The organism is Geodermatophilus sp. SYSU D01186 (assembly GCF_054050215.1).
In genome coordinates this window covers 24,541-43,120 of the sequence record NZ_JBJGYW010000031.1, presented here as the reverse complement: position 1 = coordinate 43,120, position 18,580 = coordinate 24,541, and the positions used below count along the sequence as shown (strand labels likewise).

The window sequence follows — 18,580 nt, the reverse complement described above, 5'->3', positions numbered from 1 at the left end:
CGTCGGCGGTGTCATGCGGCGGTGAGCAGTGGTGGGCCGATCACGATCTCGGTGCCGTCGGGTCGCCAGGTGCGCCAGCGGCCGTCGGGTTGTCGCTGAACGCGGAAGCCGTGGTGGACCTTGGTGTGGTGCCGCTCGCACAGCAACGCGGAGTTCTGTAGTGACGTCTCGCCGCCGTTGATCCACTCCCGCAGGTGGTGCACGTCGCACCAGAAGGTGGGCGCCTGGCAGCCGGTGAACACACATCCCCGGTCGCGGGCCTCCACCGCCTTGCGCAGGTGCGGGGGCACGACGCGTTTGTCGCGGCCGAGGTCCAGCGGGGTGCCGTCGGGGGTCATCACGATCCGGGAGACGGCCGCGTCGCAGGCCAGCCACCGGGCGCGGGCGGCGGAGATCGCGGCCCCGAAGCCGGTCTCCCCGGCGCCGGGGGCGGCCTTCGGGTCGATCAGGTCGGCCAGGTCGATGCGCACCATCACCTGCGGCTTGACCGTGCGCAGCACCGGCAGCCCACCGGCGGCCAACTGCAGGTCGCACAGCTGCACCAGCGCATCGCCCAGCTGCTGGGCGCGGGTGCGGGTGTCCCCGGCGCCGCGGCCGGCCTGCACCAGGGCCTCCAGGGCGGTGCAGAACCTCTCCCCGCCGACGGCGTCCAGCTCGACCCGGGCGGTGAGGCCGCCGTCGGCGTGCCGGGCGAGCCACACCGCCCGGGTCTCGGTGGGATCGGGCTCGGCCCCGTCGGGCTCCAGCCGGGCCAGGTAGTGCGCCACGGCCAGGGTCAGCTTCTGGTACGGCAGATCCTTGGCCACGGAGGTCAGGGCGATATCGACCTCGGCGAGGTCCACGCCCTGTTTCTCGGCGGCGGCCCGTCGCTCCGCGCTCACGACAGGTGCGATCACGGCGACCTGCTCGGCCGTGACATCTCCGGCGGCGCAGGCCTCCGCGAGCGCCGGCAGCTGCGCCAGCGCCCGCCCGCCGCGCACCACCCGCGCCGCGGCCGTGCCGGACAACCGGGCGTGCCCGCGCAACCACGACTGCATGCTCTTGAGCCCGTCGTGCTCGGCGGCCTGGCGGGCGTCGGCGGTGCGCACGGTGCGGGCCAGCTCGGCGTCCAGGCGGTTGCGGGACGCAACGAGCGCGGCGGTGCGGTCCAGCAGCTCCCCGTCAGACAGTGCGTGGAGGTCGTCGCCGGCGAGGGCGTCCAGCACCGACGACAAGCCGTCCACGACACCTCCCGCCGCCTTCGATCACGTGTTCGAAGTCTATCCCGGCGAGAAGGCGCAGACCACCCGAATCCCCAGCTCAGAGCCATGTCCACAGATCACGAAGGCGTCTTGCGGAGGCTACGGAGATGCCCTCCACGTCGCCGCGCCAGGAGGCCCTCGCGGGCGCGGCACTGGGGTCGCGTCACCACCGTCGCGGCGCGCGGCTGTGCCGCCCGGCCACCGCAGCCGCCGAGCGAAGCCTCTCGAGCAGGTCAGCGGCGTTGCCGCAGGGCCCACACCAGGGAGCGGGCCGACTGTGCGAGGCGGTCCCGGCTGCTCCAGGCGGAGCGGCCCTCCGGCCGCCGGTCCCGCGCCACGGGCACGCTCGTGACCGGCCGGCGGGTGGCGCCGACGGCCAGCACGACGCTCGGCGCACCGCCGCCGAGCACGGCCGCCACGACCGCCTCCCGCACCTCCGGACCCATGGCGAGGAAGGCGCCGGCGTCCGGCGGCAGCCCGGTGAGCCGGGCGGCCAGCCGGCGGTGCACCGTCCCGCTCAGCCGGCGGGCCGCCGACTCGTAGGCGCCGCGGCGTCCGGCGAAGACGGCGTCGACGTCGCCGAGGGCGAGCCGGTCCAGCAGTACCGGCACCGCCTCCGGAGGGTCCTGCAGGTCGGCGTCGAGGCACACCCAGACGTCGGCGTCGGGCTCGGCCGCGAGGCCGTGGGCCAGCGCGGCGTGCTGGCCGCCGTTGACGGTGAGCCCGGAGACCGCGACGCGGGGGTCGGCGGCGCTGAGCGCCGAGGCGACCCGCACGCTGTCGTCGGGCGAGGCGTCGATGACCAGCCGCAGCCGCCAGTCCCGGCCGGCCAGCGCGGCGGCCACCCGCTGCGCGAGCGGGGCCAGCGTCGCCTCGTTGCGGTACACGGGGACGACGACGGCGACGCGCGGCCCGCTCATCCCCCGGCAGCCCACGTCAGCGCCAGGCCCTCGGCCAGGTCCACGGTCGGCGTCCAGCCCAGCAGCGCCGCGGCGAGCGACGGGTCGCTGACCCAGCAGTCGGTGTCCCAGTCCCGCCCCGGGTGCGCACCCGGCGCTGTGGCGATCGGCCGGCCGGTGACCCGCGCGGCGACCGCGACGAGCTCCTCGGTGGCGGTCTGCACGCCGGTGCCGATGTTGAGCACCTGCCCCGGCGGCAGGTCGTCGGCGAGCGCGGCGCGCAGGCAGGCGTCGACGACGTCGCCGACCCACACCCAGTCCCGCCGGCTGACCCGTGCCGGCAGCGGGACGACGGCGCCGCTGCGGGCCGCCGCCAGCACCACGGGGACCAGCCGCGTCGGGTGGTCCCCGGGGCCGTACACCTGGAACGCCCGCAGCACCGCCGTCCGCACCCCGCGCTCGGCGCCGGCGGCCTGCAGCAGCAGCGAGCCGGCGGCCTTGGTGGCGCCGAAGAAGCCGCGGGGCCGCAGCGGGGCGTCCTCGGTCAGCGGCGCCGCGCCGGCGCCGTACTCGGTGGATGAGCCCAGCCGCACCACGGCGCGGCAGCGGTCCGGCAGGGAGTCGACCAGCCACGGGCTGGTGTTGACCGCAACCGTGGCCGCCCGCTCGGCGGCCGTCGCCTTCGCCCGGCCGGCGGCGAGGGAGAAGACGACGTCGGGGTCGGCGTCCCGCACCGCCGCTGCCGCGGCCAGCGGGTCGGCGAGGTCGGCCCGGGCCCGGGTCAGCGGGACGACGTCCCAGCCCTCGGACCGCAGCCGGACGACCAGGTGGCGGCCGACGAAGCCCCCGGCGCCGGTGACCAGCGCCCTCACGCCGGCTGCGCCTCCGGGACGCCGGTCACCGCGGCCACGAAGGCGGCCCGCCGTCCGGCGGCCTCCTCGGGGGTGGCGGCGCGCAGGTCGTCCAGCGCGGCGTGCAGCCGCGGCACCTCGACGAACGGGTCGCGGCCGGCCATGTCGGCGATGAAGGAGCGGCGCAGGAAGGTGAACCCGGTGTCCATGCGGAGCAGCTCGGCGGCCAGCAGCATCCCCGGCACGGGGAACCCGCCCCCGGGCAGGGTCAGCCCAGCGACGCCGAAGGGCCGGTCGGTGACCGTGGCGCGGACGGCGTCCACGGTGCCGTCGACCAGCGGGGTGAACAGCTGCGTCGCGCCGCGGTCGATGCGCAGGTCGTTGAGGCCCACGTAGACCCGCGACAGCGGCCGCCGGGCCAGCTCGTCGGCACGGGCGACGGCGTCCTGCGTCTCGATCAGGATGCCCAGGCCGCAGCGTCCGGCGACGAGGTCCAGGGTGCGGTCGACCTCCTCGGTCGTGCGGACCATCGGCAGCATGAGCTCGTCCGCGCCGCGGGCCACCGCGTCGTCGACCTCGGCCGCCGTCCAGGGGCCGTACCCGTTGAGCCGGCACAGCAGCCGCCCGTCGGTGGCGGCCCGCATGCGGCTGAGGTCCGCGGGGGTGTCGGCGTTGATCTGGGTGCCCTCGCCGGCCTGCCGGCGGTACTTCCCGCGGCGCTCCCAGTCGACGACGATGCCGGCCGCGCCGGCGGCGACCACGTCGGCGCTCCACGTCGGGTCCACGGAGAAGAGGAAGAGGTCCACGCGGGTGAGCTTAGGCATGCCTAAGCCGTCTGCACGACCCCGCCCACGGGGAACGGCAGCCCGGCGCCGACGACGCGCACCGACACGTCGTCCCCCGCCGACGGCAGGTCCCGGCCCTCCAGCCGGGCGCTGAACGCGGGACCGGCGTGCAGCTCCAGCCGGACCCGGGCGTCATGGCCGAAGAAGTCCACCCCGGCCACCCGCGCCGTCGGGCCGCCCGCACCGGGGACGCCCAGCCGCAGCTGCTCGGGCCGCAGCAGCACCCGCGCGGGCCCGTCCGGGCACGACCGGTCCAGGGGCAGGACGCCGAGCACCGAGTGCGCCTGCCCGCCGCGGACCTCGGCGTCCAGGACGACGGACTCGCCCACGAAGGTCGCGACGTCGAGGTCGAGGGGGCTGCGGTAGAGGGTGCGCGGATCGGCCAGCTGCACCAGCCGGCCGCCGCGGAGGACGGCCACCTCGTCGGCCATCGACAGCGCCTCGGCCTGGTCGTGGGTGACCAGCACCGCGGTCGCCCCCGAGGCGGTCAGCGCCTCGGCCACCGCCTGCCGCGTCTCCTCCCGCAGCGACGCGTCGAGGGAGGAGAACGGCTCGTCGAGCAGCACCAGGGAGGGCCGGGGCGCCAGTGCGCGGGCCAGCGCCACGCGCTGCTGCTGGCCGCCGGAGAGCTGGTGCGGCGAGCGCAGCGCCAGGCCTGCGTCGAGGCCGACGAGGGCGAGCAGCTCCGCCACCCGGCCGGGGTCGCGGCGCTGCCGACGCGGCAGGCCGAAGGCGACGTTGCCCGCGACGCTCAGGTGCGGGAACAGCCCGCCCTCCTGCGGCACGAACCCGATCCGCCGGCGGCGCGCGGCGACGCTGCGGCCGGGCCCGGCGACCAGTCGCCCGCCGAGCTCGATCGTGCCGGTGTCGGGGTCGTCGAAGCCGGCGATGAGCCGCAGCAGCGTCGTCTTGCCGCACCCCGAGGGGCCCAGCAGCGCGGTGAGGCCGCCCTCGCGCACGTGCAGGTCGACGCCGGTGAGCACCGGGGTCGACCCGTAGGACCTCGTCACACCGGTGACGGTCAGCGAACTCATGTGGTCAGACCTCTACGGACGTCTCGGGACAGCAGGACGGTGGCCGGCGCCGACAGCAGCACCATGACGACGGCGTAGGGCGCGGCCGCCCCGTACTCCAGGGCGCTGCTGGCCGACCAGAACGCCGTCGCCAGCGTCGTCGTCCCGGTGGGGGCGAGCAGCAGAGTGGCGGTCAGCTCGGTGACCACCGCGAGGAACACCAGCGCGGCGCCGGCGCCGATGCCCGGCGCGAGCAGCGGGAGCGTCACCCGGCGCAGCCGGTCCGGAGCCGAGGAGCCGAGGGACGCCGCCACGTCGTCGTAGAGCCGGGGCGACTGCTCCACCGCGGAGCGCACGGTGACGATCGCCCGCGGCAGGAACAGGATCGCGTAGGCGGCCAGCAGCACCGGCACCGTCTGGTAGATCCACGGCGTCACGTCGATGGCGATGGTGACCAGCGCGAGCGCGATGACGATCGCCGGCACCGAGCTGCCCAGGTAGGTGCTGCGCTCCAGCAGCGTCGCCACCCGGCCGCGGGCGCGCACCGCCAGCCAGCCGGTGGGCAGCGCCATCGCGGTGGTGACGGCGGCGGCCGCGGCGGCCAGCCCGAGCGTCGTCCCCGTGGTGGCGACCAGGGCGCCCACCTCCGGGTCGGTGGACGAGCCGCGGACCAGCCACGTGGCCAGGCTGCCCAGCGGCACCGCCAGCGAGAGCCCGACCAGGGCGGTCAGGCCCAGCAGCGCGGGGACGGTGAGCGCGCCCAGCCGCACCGGCCGGCCGGGCCGGGCCACGCCCGCGCCGGTGCGGGCGTAGCCGTGCCGGCCGCGCAGCCGCACCTCGGCCAGCAGCAGCGCGAGGCACAGCAGCACGAGGACGCCGGCCAGCGTGGTGGCGCCCGGCCCGTTGAAGGTCGCCCGGTACTGGTCGTAGATCGCGGTGGTGAAGGTCGCGTAGCGCAGCATCTGCAGGGCGCCGAACTCCGCCAGCACGTGGAGCGCGACCAGCAGGCTGCCGCCGAGCAGCGCCACCCGCAGCTGGGGCAGCTGCACCCGCCGGAACACCGCCCAGCCGGACAGGCCCAGGCCGCGGGCGGTCTCCTCGAGGGCCGGGTCCAGCCCACGGAAGGCGGCGACCACCGGCAGGTAGACGAACGGGAAGTACGACAGCGTCACGACCAGCAGCGCACCGGCGTAGGTGTCCAGCCCCGGGAGCAGCGAGATCCACGCGTAGCTGTTGACGAACGCCGGCACCGCCAGCGGCGCGACCAGCAGCACGTGCCAGGCCCGCCGTCCGGGCAGGGCGCTCCGCTCGACCAGCCACGCCGCGCCCACCCCCAGGACGGCGCACAGCAGCACCGTCCCGCCGGCCAGCCGGGCGGTGTTCCACAGCAGCTCCCCCACCCGCGGCCGGAACACCAGCTCCTGGATGCCGCTCCAGCCCACCTCGACGGTCGAGACGACGATGTAGGCCAGCGGCAGCAGGGTCAGCGCGGCGACGGCCGCGGCGAGCACCAGCGTGACCGGGGTGCGGCGCACCGCGGAGCGCGGGCGGCCTCGCCCCGGGACGGCCGGCCGGGTCGGCGTCGCGGGAGCGGGCGGTGCGGGAGCGCTCAGAGCAGCCCCACCTCCTGCATGAGCTCGGTGACCCGCTGCTGGTCCAGCGACCCCGGGTCGACGTCCGGCGCCTGCAGGTCCGCGAGCGGCGGCAGCACGTCGGCGGAGGCGACGCCGTTCCCGACGGCGTACTCCAGCGCGGAGCTCTCGGCCAGCTTCTGCTGGGCCTCCGGGCTGGTGAGGTAGGCGACCAGCTGCTGCGCCTGCTCCGGCTGGTCGGAGGAGGCCAGCACGCCGGCCCCGGAGACGCTGACGAAGGCGCCCGGGTCCTGGTTGCGGAAGAAGTGCAGCCGCGCGTCGTCGCCCTTGAGCGCGTTCTCGGCCTGGTCGCGGTACCAGTAGTAGTGGTACATGACGCCGGCGTCGATCTCGCCCTCGTCGGCGGCGACCATGACCGCGGTGTTGCTCTGGTACACGGAGGCGTTGCGCTCGAGGCCCGCGAGCCAGGCGCGGGTGGCGTCCTCACCGCGCAGCGCGAGGACGGCGCTGACGATCGCCTGGAAGTCCGGCCCGCCGGCGGCGATGCCGACGCGGCCCTCCCACCGCGGGTCCGCGAGGTCGAGGATCGAGGCGGGCAGCTCGGCCTCGGGCAGCTGCGCCGGGTTGTAGACCAGCACGGTGGAGCGGGCGGCGAAGCCGGTCCAGGTGCCCGACGCCGGCCGGTACGGCTGCCCGACCTGGTCGAGGGTCGCCTGGTCCAGCGGCGCGAGCAGCCCCTCGTCGTCCAGGATGTCGATCGACGGGCTGTTCTCGGTGAGGAAGACGTCGGCCGGCGACGCCTCTCCCTCCTGGACGATCTGGTTGGCGAGCTCGGCGTCGTTCGCGTCGCGGAACTCCAGCTCGATGCCGGTCTCGGCGGTGAAGTCCTCGAGCATGGTGCGGACCAGGCTCTCGTGCTGGGCGCTGTAGACGGTCAGCGTCTCCGCGTCGCCCGCGGCTTCCGAACCGCAGCCGCTGAGCACCCCCGCGAGGGTCAGTGCCGCAGCAGTCGTCCGCCCGAGCCTGTTCACGCACACGCCTCCGAAGATAGGCAAGCCATACCTGACCAGAAGGTGTACCACGGACGGCCGCCGCGGCGTGGGCTACAACTGACGTCGTGCCCCCCGCTCCGACCCTGCCCATGCGCACCGCCCGCTTCGCCGAGCTCACCCCGTTCGAGGTCTACGCCCTGTGCCGGCTGCGGGTCGACGTGTTCGTGGTGGAGCAGCAGTGCCCCTACCCGGAGCTGGACGGCCGGGACGCCGAGCCCGCGACGGTGCACCTGTGGTTCGAGGACGACGGCGCGGTCGCGGCCACCATCCGGGTGCTGGACGACGGCGGCACCCGCGCGATCGGGCGGGTCGCGACCGCGGCGACGCACCGCGGGCGCGGGCTGGCCGCCGGCCTCATCCGCGCTGGCATCGACCTGTGCGAGGGGTACCCGATCACGCTCGGCGCGCAGGCCCACCTGGAGGGCTGGTACGAGCGGTTCGGCTTCCGGCGCAGCGGTCCCGGCTACGTCGAGGACGGGATCCCGCACGTGCCGATGCGCCGCGAGCCCGCCTGATCCTGCACCCGGTCCAGCCAGGCCACGACCAGCGTGTGCGGCAGGGTCAGCGCGGCCAGCACCGGCAGCAGGGCGGCGACGAGGCCGTGGCCGCCGTCCGTGGTCATCCACACCACGAGCAGTGCGCCCAGGGCGGCCCCGGTGGGCAAGGCCGCTGCCCGCAGGAAGCGGCACAAGGCGACGGCTGGACCGCCGGTCAGGTCCTCAGCGACCACCCGCGCCACGTGCCGCACCGAGTGCCAGGTGCCGAACCAGAGCCCGAGCGCAGCCGCCGGCGGCAGTACGAGGGCCACCGCCAGTACCACCGCCACCTCCAGCGCCTCCAGCCGTCGTCTGCGGACCAGGAACAGGGCCGCGAGCCCCACGGCGGCCACGACGACCGCGGGGACGACCACCGGCGGGAGCAGAGTCCGGTCCGCGGCGGCGCCGGGGAGCACGGCCGCGACCACCTCCGCCGTCAGCGGGGACGGGCGGGCCAGCGGGACGAGCAGGACCACCGATCCCAGGACCACCGCCGCAGGCACCCGGCGCCGCACCGGCCGCCCGGCACGCAGGTCGGCCACGGCGGTCTCCCCGCTGCCGAAGTGCCAGACCGACACGGCGACGAAGACGGCGAGGCCCGGACCGGGGAAGGCGCGGAAGAGCAACCAGGCCGAGGCGGCGAGCGCGGCGTACCCGCCGGTGACGGCCACCTGCCGACCGACCGACCGCCCCAGCCGCGCGGCGAGGAGGACGTGGTCGACCGCGCCGTGCGGCAGCCCCAGGAGCAGCCCGGCGACGAGGACCGCCTGCGCGCCGTGACCCCACCCGCCTGGGACCACCAGCCCGACGGCCAGCCCGAGGATCGCGACGGCGAGCGACACGGCGGTGGCCGCCGCCAGGGGTGCGACCGGACCCGCCGCCGTCCGGCCTGCCACCGCCGGTCAGGCCTCCCCTGGCCGCGCCCCGTCGTCCCGGCCCGGGTCGTGAGGACCGTCTCCGCGCAGCCGGTCGGCCGCCGCCGGCGACACCCGCCCCAACTCGGCCAGCACGCCGTCGCTCTTGTGCACGTTGCTCGACCACACCGGCTCGGGATGGGTGTCGACGCCCGCGGCCACGTCCTCGGCGGTGCGCAGCTTGGCCACCTTGTGCACGAGCACGCCGAAGCCGATCTTGGCCACCACGTCGGCCGCCGAGTAGCCGATCTGCATGGCGGTGAACCAGGCCGGGGTGACGTCCACGAACACGGGGACGGCGTAGACCAGCGGGTAGATGCCGAAACTGCTCAACAGCACGATCGTCGCGTTGCGCAGGCTCGCCGCGGGCTCGGTCCCCATCGTGGGCAGCGACCGGCGCACCGCGCCGATGAGCGCCACGTACAGGTAGGCGAAGAAGGCCGTGCTGACCAGGCCCCAGACGACGAGGGCGAGGGTGTCGCGGCCCTGGTCGACGACCTGCGCGCCCACGTAGCCGGTGACGATCATCAGGAACGCCGCCGCCATCGTGGTGAACCGCAGCCGGCGGGCAGCCGCGCCGGCGATCGAGCAGACGGCGAGCAGCTCGACGGTCAGCAGCGGCACCGTGACCGACCAGTCGATGTAGCGGGTGCTCTCCGTGGTCCGCGCCTCCTCCGTGGGCACGTACACACCGCCCTCGAGCCGGAACCCGCCATCCCAGTCGAGGTACAGCAGGAGGTAGGCCACCGTCGCCACGGCAGCCAGGCAGATGGCGGCGTACGCCGAGGGCCGGTAGCGGGCCGAGACCTCGTCCCGGCTGGCCCAGGAGTAGAGGAGGTAGGCGAACAGCGCGAACCCGGCGCCCAGGATCGCCAGCTGCACCACGTCGTAGAGGCCCAGCGGCATGGTCTGCAGCTCGGGCACGGACGAGTCGGACGAGCCCACGGGCGACTCCGGGACACGGACGGACGGGACCGCGGACTACCCGTCGGCACCCTCGGCCCAACCCCGCCCGCGTCGGGCAGCATCCCCCTGTGGACCCCGACGAACTGCTGCGCACCGCGGCGACCCGCCTGGAGGAGCTGGCCGCCCGCACGACCCCCGGCGACTGGCGGGCCGGCGGGCTGCTGGCCAGCCGGCCAGAGGTGGTCGCCCACCTGCCCGGCGGCGGCACCGAGCACGTGGCGGAGGCACGGGCCGGGACAGCCCCCTGGATCACGGCGCTGTCGCCGGCGCTCGCGGCCCCGCTCGCCGCGTGGCTGCGGGCCGCTGCCGCCGGACCGGTGGACCCCGCTGCCGAGGCGTTCGCGCGGGCCCTGCTGACCCGGCTCGGCGGCCTCCCCGACTGACGGTGGGGACCCGGGCCCCCCGTCAGCCCGGGTCGCCACCCGACCGCCAGTCTACGAAACGACCTCGTTCTGTATGACGTGCGGGCGGAGCTACGGTGGACACCCCGCCGTCCGCGGCGCACGCTCCGCCCGTGCCCGCCGAGCGCCGCGCCTTCGCCCACGACGCCGTCCTGGACCTGCCGGCCGGCGGCGACGAGCGGGCTCCCGGCGGCGCGGTCACGATCGCCCTCTGCGGCAGCTGGACCCACGACCCGCCCTGCCCGCTCGCGCCGCACCACACCGCGGCGGCTCGCGACGGTGACCACCTGCAGGTGCGGGTGCTGTTCGCGGCCGACCCGGCGGACGAGGCGCGGGTGCGCGGCCTGGTCGAGGAGGCGCTGGCCCGCGGGGAGTGCGTGGGACCCGACGGCGTCCGCACCTCGTGGCGGCTGGTAGGCGCGTCGGCCTCGCCGGTGCGGGCGGAGGAGACGGCGCACGCCGAGCGACTCACGCGCTCCTGACCGCAGCTCACCCGCACCCGGCGGCCCGGTGCAGCAGCAGCGCGCGTTCCCGCTCGTTGCGGGTCAGCGACGCGGCCCGCTCGAACTCCCGCCGCGCCTCCCGCCCGCGGCCGAGCTGCAGGAGCAGGTCCCCACGGGCGGCGGGCAGCAGGTGGTAGCCGCGCAGCGCCGGCGCACCGGTGAGCTCGTCGACGAGCTCGAGCCCGGCCGCAGGGCCGTAGGCGCGCGACACCGCGACGGCGCGGTTGAGCTCGACCACCGGGGAGGGCAGCAGCTCGGCCAGCGCCTCGTAGAGCGCGGCGATGCGCACCCAGTCGGTCTCCTCGGCGGTGCGGGCGCGCGCGTGGCAGGCCGCGATCGCCGCCTGCAGCCCGTAGGGCCCCAGGCCCGTCCCGGTGCCCTCGGCGCGTCGCAGCGCGGCCAGGCCGCGGCCGATGAGCACGTGGTCCCAGCGGCCGCGGTCCTGGTCGGGCAGCAGCACCGGCTCGCCGTCCGGGCCGGTGCGGGCGCGCACCCGCGAGGCCTGCAGCTCCATGAGCGCGACCAGCCCGTGCACCTCGCCCTCCGCCGGGGTCAGCGCGGCGAGGACGCGCCCGAGCCGCAGCGCCTCCTGGCAGAGCTCGGGCCGGGTCCACGACTCCCCCGCCGTCGCCGCGTAGCCCTCGTTGAACACCAGGTAGACGACCTCGAGCACGGAGGAGAGCCGGGCGGCGAAGTCGGGGCCGGCGGGCATCTCGAAGGGCACCCGGGCGGCGGCGAGGGTGCGCTTGGCCCGCACGATCCGCTGCGCGACGGTGGCCTCGGGCACGAGGAAGGCCCGGGCGATCTCGTCGGTCGTGAGGCCGCCGATCAGCCGCAGGGTCAGCGCGACCCGGGCCTCGCGGGAGAGCACCGGGTGGCAGGCGATGAAGACCAGCCGCAGGACGTCGTCCTCGACCACCTCGTCCAGCGCCGCGGCCCGGTCCGGCTCGTCGGCCTCGGCCAGCTCGCGGCCGAGCTCGGCGGTCTTGCGCTCCAGCCGCTCCGCGCGCCGGAAGACGTCGACCGCGCGGTGCTTGGCCGTGGCCATCAGCCAGGCGGCCGGGTTGTCGGGAACGCCGGTCCGCGGCCACCGTTCGAGCGCGGCGACCAGGGCCTCCTGGGCCAGGTCCTCCGCCAGCCCGACGTCCCCGGTGACGCGGGTGAGGGCGGCGACGAGCTTGGCGGACTCGATCCGCCACACGGCCTCGACCACACGGGAGGTCGTCGTCCCGCTGCTCACCGCCGCCCCCGCCCAGACGCTCGGGCGCTCAGGCCCGCTGCTGCTCCACGGCGGCCCGGATCCGGTCCTCCTGCTCACGGAGCTCCGGGGTGTAGGCCTCGCCGAACTCGTCGGCCTCGAACACCTGCCGGACCTCCACCTCGCCGTCGCGGAAGGGGATCCGCTTGACCCACTCCAGCACCTCCTCGCGGGAGCTGACCTGCAGGATCCAGTAGCCGGCCACCAGTTCCTTGGTCTCGGCGAACGGGCCGTCGACCACGGTGGTCCTCCCGTCCTGCGCGTAGCGGACCCGGAAGCCGCGGGAGCTGGGGTGCAGGCCCTCGCCGGCGAGCATGACGCCGGCCTTGGCCAGCTCCTCGTTGTAGGCACCCATCTCGGCGAGCTCCTGCTCGGTGGGCATGGCGCCCCGCTCGCTGTCCTCGGACGCCTTGACGATCACCATGTAGCGCATGGGGGTCTCCTCCTCGCCGGTGGGGCGCCGGCCCTGCTGACCGGCGTGCACCCCACCCTCACCGACACGTCGAACGGCCGGGGCGCGGATCGACACGACGCCCGAGAAATCTCCGGCGATCTCAGACGTGGGCGTCGACGAAGCGGGTGACCTCCGCGGCGAGGGCGGCCTCGGCGCCGCCGTACTCGTGCCCCGCCCCGGGCAGCTCGAGGCAGGCGCGGTCGGGGACGCGCATCTGCTCGTAGAGGTCGCGCCACGCGCCGGCCCGGGTCTCCGCGCCGCCCCAGGCCAGCAGCAGCGGGGACGACGAGGCGTTGCACCCGTCCAGCCAGCGGTCCGGGCGCTCGGCGAGACGTTCCAGGAAGGAGGTGGCCGAGATGGCGAAGTACCAGGCGGGCACGGGGATCAGCAGGTGGCCCCGGTCGCGGTCGACGAGGTCCTGCGCGTGCGCCCGGGCCGCCTCCAGGGCCGCGTCGTCGGCGAACCACGCCGTCAGCGGGAACCGCACGGAGGTCAGCGGGGAGAGGAACACCCGCCCGGCCACCTCCGGGCCGGGGGCCATGTCCCCGAGGAAGTAGCCGCCGGCGGAGTGCCCGACGACGAACACCGGCAGGCCCGTCCGCTCCCGCAGCCAGGTCACGCCGGCGCGGAGGTCCAGCGGGCCGTCGTCGAGGCGTTCCCACATGCCGCCGTAGGTCGCCTCGGCGCCCGTGGCGATGCCCGGGGCGTTGCGGAGGCGGCTGTAGCCGAGGTCGTGGCAGCGCAGGTTGAGCGCGAGGTGCACGAACCGGTCCGGCGCCACCAGCGGCGGCAGGATCCGCGGCGGGCCGGAGTAGCAGTTGCCCCCCTTGCCGTGCACGTGCAGCAGCGCCGCGACGGGCTGCGCGGGCGGCGGGTACAGCAGGCCCTCGAGCAGCACGCCGTCCTCGGCGGGCACGTCCACCAACTGCGGACCACCGGTGGGCAGGTTCACGGAGCTCCTCGCGAGAGAGAAAGGCCCCCGGTGCGGCGCCGTTGCCGCACCGGGGGCCTCCGGTCAGTCGATGGTGGGATCAGTCGTCGATGATCGCCGCGTCGTAGTCGATCTCCTCGTCGATGAGCCCGTACTTGACCATCAGCTCACCGAAGGTCTGGATCGACTCCGGGTCGTTCTTGCCCCGCCACTGGATGAGGTTGATGTTCTCGGCGAGGGCCGGGTCGATGTCGATCAGCTCCGGCATCGCCTTGCGGAAGGACTCCGGGTCCTCGCGGATGTCGTCGGCGGTCGCCTGCACGGCGCGCCCGAAGGCCTCCACCACGTCGTCACCCACCCGCGCGATGGTCTCGTCGGTCATCACCATGGTGCCGATCTGCAGGCCGGGCTCGATCCCGACCCACGGGCGGTGCACGACCCGCAGGCCCTGGTTCTGCCCGATGGTCGCGAACGGCTCGATGACGATGCCGGCGTCCACGTCACCGCGGGTGATGGCGGCGAGGATCTCCGGGAACGGCAGCTCGACCGGGCTGATCGCGTTCTCGGCGAAGCCCTGCTCGTCGCGGATCCGGCCGATCGCCAGGTCGTTGACGTTGCGCAGCGCGTTGACGCCCATCCGGACGCCGTCGAGGTCCTCCGGGCCCTGGATCGGGCTGTCGGGCTTGACCAGGACCGCGGCGAAGTCCCCGTCGGCCTCCTCGGAGGTGGCGCTGCCGGCGGCGACCATCTTGATCGGCAGGTCCGCGTTGATGCTGGTGATGGCCGAGACCAGGTCCAGGCCGAGGACGTCCATGTCGCCCTGCACGAGCGCCGGGACGGTGGCGGTGCCGCCACCGGGGTTGACCCGCGCCTGCAGGTCGATGCCCTCGTCCTCGAAGTGCCCGCGCTGGACGCCGTAGGCCACGAAGGAGTACGGGCCACCGGGGGTCTCGGCCATGGTCAGCGTCGTCAGGCCGCCGTCCCCGCCGCCGGTGGTGGCACCGGACGCGTCGCTCGAGCCCCCGTCGTCGGACCCGCCGCACGCGGCACTCGCCATGAGGACGCTGGCGGTCACCAGCGCCCAGGCGGCTCTCGAGGACTTCATCCGGTCTCCTTGGAGGTCGTTCGGGTCGCCGTCCTGGCGGACGGCGCGCTGTAACGTACGTCACCGTTCCACGCACGGCAATCAGGGTGGCGGAAGTTCCGCCAGATCGAACATGGCGTCACTTGAGCGAGAAGTGCACCCAGCGCTTGCCGTCCTCGAGGCCGGCCAGCTCGCGGCCGGCGGACTGCATGATCAGCGGCGAGGACGACACGTGCTGCGTGCCGCCGTGCACGTCGCGGAACAGCCGCTGCATGGTGCCCCGGCGCAGCGCGTCGGTGCCGGCGGAGGTGTAGGCGAACTGGGCGATCCCGGCGACGGAGAACGTGGCGTTGTGCAGCGCCACCCGGTTGAGGGTGTGCAGCCGGAGCGGGATCTCCTCCCCCCGGGCCAGCGTCGCCTCGATCTCCTCCCACACCTCGTAGAGGAGGGCCTTGGCGGCGCGCAGCTCGACCTCGGCCTTGGCGTAGTGCTCGGCGAAGGCGGCGGTGTCGGTCTGCGCGCCGGGGCGGCCGGCCTTGGCGCGGACGACGGCGGCCAGCTCGTCGAGCACCCGGCGGCCGACGCCGAGCACCCAGCCGCCGTGGTTGATGCTCGCGAAGTTGCCGATGCCGATGCGGTAGAGGTCGCCCCCGGTGACCGGCTCGGTGGACAGCGACGGGTAGCTGTACTCGATCGGGACGAAGCAGTCCTCGAGCGTGTAGTCGATGCTGCCGGTGCCGCGCAGGCCGAGCACGTCCCAGTTCTCGATGAAGGTCACCTGCTCGACCGGCACGATGAAGAACCGCGTCTGGCCGGTCTCGGTGTCCATGGCCGCGGTGTGCAGGTGGGTGCCGTGCTTGATCCCGGAGGCGAAGGACCACTCGCCGCTGATCCGGTGCCCGCCCGGGACGGGGACGGCGCGGCCGGGCTTGGTCCCCTGGCCGGCGATGCCCAGCCGCGGGGTGGCGAACAGCTCGCGGGCGGCGTCGGGCTGGAAGAACGCCCCGGCCAGGCCGGTGGCCAGCCCCAGGGCCATCGTGACCCAGCCGGTGGAGGGGTCGGCGTAGGACAGCGTGCGGAACAGGTCCATCGCCTGCCGCGGGGTCATCTCCGCGCCGCCGAGCGCGCGCGGGGTGAAGACGCCGATCGCGCCGATGTCGTACAGCGCCTCGACCACCGGCTCGGCGATGCGGCCGGTGCGGTCGTTCTCCTCGCCGTGCGCGTCGACGAGGTCGACCAGCCCCTCGGCCGCGCGGAGGACCTCGGCCGGCGTCCGCCCGGTGGCCACCGCCTGCTCCTGCACCGTCATGCCCGCTCCTCGCGTCGCCGGTCCCGTCCGCAGAGGAATGTAGGCACGTGTGACGCGCAGCACGACGTCCCGGTGATAGGGAGTGGGGCCGCACTGATTCCTGCTGGGAATGAGGCGTGCGAGCCGGGCTTACGCCTCCGGTGCGACGGCTCGAGAGGCCGTCCTCCACGCGGCTGATGACCGCGAGGTGTCAGGTCGCCCGCGGGAGCTCCCCGTCCTCCCAGGGGCGCAGGGCCAGGAAGTTGTCGAGCACGGCCGGGCGCGGCCCGGCGCGCCACAGGGCGCCCATGGTCAGCGCGAGGTCGCCGTCCTCCAGCGGCACGTGGGCGACCGCCGCCGAGGCGGCCAGCCGCGCCGACGCCGGGGCGAAGGCGACGCCGAGACCACCGGCCACCAGGCCGAGGGCGATCGAGGTGCTGCTCACCTCGTGCGCGACCCGCGGGCTGAAGCCGGCCTTGTTGCAGGCGGTGACGTAGTAGTCGTGCAGCCCCGGCTCCACCGAGCGCTCGATGAGGATGACCTCCTCGCCGGCGATCTCCTCCAGGCGGACCGACGGCCGCTCGGCCAGCCGGTGCCCGCGCGGCACGACCAGCAGCACCGGCTCCTGGCTGATCGGCTCGGTGCGCAGCTCCGGCCGCGGCGTGACGGGCAGCCGGGTGAACGCCAGGTGCATGCTGCCGTCGGTGATCTTCTCGACGGCCGACCGGCTGGTCTCCTCGCTGAGGCTGAGGACGACGCCGGGGTGGTGCCGGCGGAACGCGCGCAGCGACCGGGGCAGCAGGTCGGCCAGGGCGGGCTGGATGAAGCCGATGGTCAGCCGGCCGACCTCGCCGCGGACGACCGCGCGGGCCCGGTCGACGGCGCCGTCCGCGCGGGCGAGCACCTCGACGGCCTCGGCGAGGAAGACCCGGCCGGCCTCGGTGAGCAGCACTCCCCGGCGGTCGCGGTCGAGCAGCCGCACGCCGAGCTCGTGCTCGAGCGCGCTGATCTGCTTGCTGAGGGCCGGCTGGGCGATGTGCAGCTTCTGCGCGGCCCGCCGGAAGTGCAGCTCCTCGGCGACGGAGACGAAGTAGCGCAGGTGGCGCAGCTCCACGGGCTACCGCGCCGCGGCGGGCGCGGTCACAGCCACGCGGGCACCTCGGGGATGCCGCCGTCCGCGCTCAGCCCGTCACCGCGCGAGCGCCCGGTGAGCCACGCCGTCACCGAGGGCAGCGGACCGGAGACGGCCACCGCACCGGTCCCCCACTCGCGGTCACCGGCGAACACCACGACGTCGGGCACCTGGTCGCGGCGGTCCCACATCCGGAACACGTCGTCGACCATCGCCGCCTGCACCTCGTCGTCGATGTCGCCGAAGCCCACGCCCGCGTCGAGGTCGACGGCGTGCACGTACACCTCGCGGCAGCGCATCCACGGCACCTCCGACGCCGCGACCTCGCGCCCCTGCGCCGTGCGGACCGGAGCCGACCAGGCCTCCTCCGGGAGGCCGTGCACCGCCTCGGCCAGCCGCGCGGTGGCGGCCAGCACCTCGCCCCGCAGCGCCGCCGGCGACAGGGCCGCCGCCTCGGCGATGCCCGCCTCCCGGGCCTCGGCCGAGGCGTACATCGGCGTCTCGACGCCGGTCCGCGCCCAGTGGAGCAGGTTGCACAGCGCGTCGGCGTTGCGGGCCACGTGCGCGAGGAGGTACTGGCGGTTCCAGCCGGGGAGCAGCGACGGTCCCTCGAACTCCTCGTCGGTGAGCCGGCCGAGGGCGGTGCCGAACAGCCGTTCCCCGTCGGCCCACCAGTCGAGCGTCTCCGGCTTGGTCATGCGCGCCTCCTCGGCGAGGGGCCGGGTCAGCGGACGGTGACCGCCATCGACCCGATCCGGCTGATGGTCATCTCCAGCTTCTCACCCGGGGTGATGGGGCCCACACCGGGCGGGGCGCCGGTGAACAGCACGTCGCCGGGCAGCAGGGTCATGACCGAGGAGGCGTAGGCGACGATCTGCGGCACCGGCGTGAGCAGGTCCCGGGTGTTGACCGCCTGGCGCACCTGCCCCTCGCAGGTGAGCAGGATGTCCAGGTCCGAGCCGTCGCCGACCTCGTCGGTGGTGACCAGCCACGGCCCCAGCGGGCTGAAGGTGTCGTAGCTCTTGCGGCGGGAGCGGTCCGCGGCGCTGCGCACCGTGATGTCCAGGCCGGCGGTGAAGCCGAGGACGGCGTCCATGGCCGACTCGACCGGGATGTCCTTGCCGCCGGCGCCGATGACGACGACCAGCTCCGACTCGTGGTGCACCTCGTGGCCGGCGGCAACGACGTCCCGCGGCAGCACGATGTCGGCACCCGGGCCGACGATCGAGGACGGCGCCTTGAGGAAGACGTCGAACTCCATCATCCAGGACTCGACCCGGCCCAGCGTCCGCTCCTGGACGCCGTGCATCTCGGCCACGTGCTCGCCGTAGTTGCTGGCCGCGGCGAGCACCTTGGACGGCCCGAGGACCGGCGCCCGCAGCGCGACCTCCGCCACCGGACGCCGCGGTCCGGTCTCGGCGGCCTCGCGGAGCCGGGGCAGGACCGAGGCGGAGTCGCGGCACAGCGCCCGCCACCACCCGGCGGTGAGCGGGTCGGGGTCGTGCGGCCAGGGCAGCGCGGCGGTCACGTCGACCACGGTCGCGTCGTCGGCGGAGACGACCCCGAGCCGGTGGTCGTCGAAGAGTGCGAGCTTCACGGGTCTCCAGTGTCTGCGGGAAC

General features: G+C 75.3%; 20 protein-coding genes. 3 read left to right on the top strand and 17 right to left on the bottom strand.

Annotated features, from left to right (window positions below):
* Window positions 1-11: 11 nt before the first annotated feature.
* The 7 genes from ACI784_RS20065 to ACI784_RS20035 form a co-directional block, all read right to left on the bottom strand.
* A complete protein-coding gene (locus tag ACI784_RS20065) occupies window positions 12-1,223 on the bottom strand; it encodes a DUF222 domain-containing protein (protein ID WP_457014642.1) in 1,212 nt (403 codons plus the stop codon).
* A 251-nt stretch (window positions 1,224-1,474) separates the two neighbouring features.
* A complete protein-coding gene (locus ACI784_RS20060) occupies window positions 1,475-2,161 on the bottom strand; it encodes a glycosyltransferase (protein ID WP_456924461.1) in 687 nt (228 codons plus the stop codon).
* A complete protein-coding gene (locus ACI784_RS20055) occupies window positions 2,158-3,012 on the bottom strand; it encodes an NAD-dependent epimerase/dehydratase family protein (protein ID WP_457014641.1) in 855 nt (284 codons plus the stop codon). The genes ACI784_RS20060 and ACI784_RS20055 overlap by 4 nt, the downstream gene beginning before the upstream one ends.
* A complete protein-coding gene (locus ACI784_RS20050; RefSeq protein ID WP_457014640.1) occupies window positions 3,009-3,815 on the bottom strand; it encodes an aldolase/citrate lyase family protein in 807 nt (268 codons plus the stop codon). Before ACI784_RS20050 ends, ACI784_RS20055 begins: the two co-directional genes overlap by 4 nt.
* Window positions 3,816-3,817: 2 nt before the next feature.
* A complete protein-coding gene (locus ACI784_RS20045; RefSeq protein WP_457014639.1) occupies window positions 3,818-4,870 on the bottom strand; it encodes an ABC transporter ATP-binding protein in 1,053 nt (350 codons plus the stop codon).
* Window positions 4,867-6,384, bottom strand: a complete 1,518-nt coding sequence (locus ACI784_RS20040; protein ID WP_456924465.1) for an ABC transporter permease — start codon at window positions 6,382-6,384, stop codon at window positions 4,867-4,869. Before ACI784_RS20040 ends, ACI784_RS20045 begins: the two co-directional genes overlap by 4 nt.
* A gap of 74 nt (window positions 6,385-6,458) precedes the next feature.
* Complete coding sequence (locus tag ACI784_RS20035; RefSeq protein WP_457014638.1) at window positions 6,459-7,472, bottom strand: iron ABC transporter substrate-binding protein; 1,014 nt, start codon at window positions 7,470-7,472, stop codon at window positions 6,459-6,461.
* 86 nt (window positions 7,473-7,558) lie between these two features.
* Here ACI784_RS20035 and ACI784_RS20030 point away from each other — a divergent pair, with 86 nt between their 5' ends.
* Window positions 7,559-8,008 carry a GNAT family N-acetyltransferase gene (locus tag ACI784_RS20030; protein ID WP_457014637.1) on the top strand — a complete coding sequence of 150 codons (450 nt, stop codon included), beginning with the start codon at window positions 7,559-7,561 and terminating at the stop codon, window positions 8,006-8,008.
* On the opposite strand, the gene ACI784_RS20025 is transcribed toward ACI784_RS20030, so the two are convergent.
* Window positions 7,957-8,925, bottom strand: coding sequence for a beta-carotene 15,15'-dioxygenase, Brp/Blh family (locus tag ACI784_RS20025; protein ID WP_457014636.1), 969 nt, complete (start codon window positions 8,923-8,925; stop codon window positions 7,957-7,959). The genes ACI784_RS20030 and ACI784_RS20025 overlap by 52 nt on opposite strands.
* Window positions 8,926-8,931: 6 nt before the next feature.
* Window positions 8,932-9,888, bottom strand: a complete 957-nt coding sequence (locus tag ACI784_RS20020) for a bacteriorhodopsin (RefSeq protein ID WP_457014635.1) — start codon at window positions 9,886-9,888, stop codon at window positions 8,932-8,934.
* Between the two features lie 89 nt (window positions 9,889-9,977).
* Between ACI784_RS20020 and ACI784_RS20015 the strand changes: the two genes are divergently transcribed.
* Together ACI784_RS20015 and ACI784_RS20010 are read left to right on the top strand one after the other, a co-directional pair.
* A complete protein-coding gene (locus tag ACI784_RS20015) occupies window positions 9,978-10,292 on the top strand; it encodes a hypothetical protein (protein ID WP_457014634.1) in 315 nt (104 codons plus the stop codon).
* A gap of 131 nt (window positions 10,293-10,423) precedes the next feature.
* Window positions 10,424-10,792: a hypothetical protein gene (locus tag ACI784_RS20010; protein ID WP_456924469.1), complete on the top strand. Its 369-nt coding sequence runs from the start codon at window positions 10,424-10,426 to the stop codon at window positions 10,790-10,792.
* A 7-nt stretch (window positions 10,793-10,799) separates the two neighbouring features.
* On the opposite strand, the gene ACI784_RS20005 is transcribed toward ACI784_RS20010, so the two are convergent.
* From ACI784_RS20005 to ACI784_RS19970, 8 genes are all read right to left on the bottom strand, one after another.
* Window positions 10,800-12,053 (bottom strand): RNA polymerase sigma factor, encoded by a 1,254-nt coding sequence (locus ACI784_RS20005; RefSeq protein ID WP_457014633.1) that lies wholly within the window; start codon window positions 12,051-12,053, stop codon window positions 10,800-10,802.
* 28 nt (window positions 12,054-12,081) lie between these two features.
* Window positions 12,082-12,504 (bottom strand): YciI family protein, encoded by a 423-nt coding sequence (locus ACI784_RS20000; protein ID WP_457014632.1) that lies wholly within the window; start codon window positions 12,502-12,504, stop codon window positions 12,082-12,084.
* 121 nt (window positions 12,505-12,625) lie between these two features.
* A complete protein-coding gene (locus tag ACI784_RS19995; protein WP_457014631.1) occupies window positions 12,626-13,477 on the bottom strand; it encodes an alpha/beta hydrolase in 852 nt (283 codons plus the stop codon).
* Between the two features lie 79 nt (window positions 13,478-13,556).
* Entirely contained in the window at window positions 13,557-14,561 is a 1,005-nt protein-coding gene (locus tag ACI784_RS19990) for an ABC transporter substrate-binding protein (RefSeq protein WP_457014630.1), read from the bottom strand.
* Window positions 14,562-14,679: 118 nt separating this feature from the next.
* On the bottom strand, window positions 14,680-15,849 hold the full coding sequence (locus ACI784_RS19985; protein ID WP_456924474.1) for an acyl-CoA dehydrogenase family protein: 1,170 nt from the start codon (window positions 15,847-15,849) through the stop codon (window positions 14,680-14,682).
* 190 nt (window positions 15,850-16,039) lie between these two features.
* Complete coding sequence (locus ACI784_RS19980; protein ID WP_456924475.1) at window positions 16,040-16,942, bottom strand: LysR family transcriptional regulator; 903 nt, start codon at window positions 16,940-16,942, stop codon at window positions 16,040-16,042.
* Window positions 16,943-16,968: 26 nt separating this feature from the next.
* On the bottom strand, window positions 16,969-17,658 hold the full coding sequence (locus tag ACI784_RS19975) for a maleylpyruvate isomerase family mycothiol-dependent enzyme (RefSeq protein WP_456924476.1): 690 nt from the start codon (window positions 17,656-17,658) through the stop codon (window positions 16,969-16,971).
* A gap of 26 nt (window positions 17,659-17,684) precedes the next feature.
* Complete coding sequence (locus ACI784_RS19970; protein WP_456924477.1) at window positions 17,685-18,557, bottom strand: fumarylacetoacetate hydrolase family protein; 873 nt, start codon at window positions 18,555-18,557, stop codon at window positions 17,685-17,687.
* Between the last annotated feature and the right edge of the window lie 23 nt (window positions 18,558-18,580).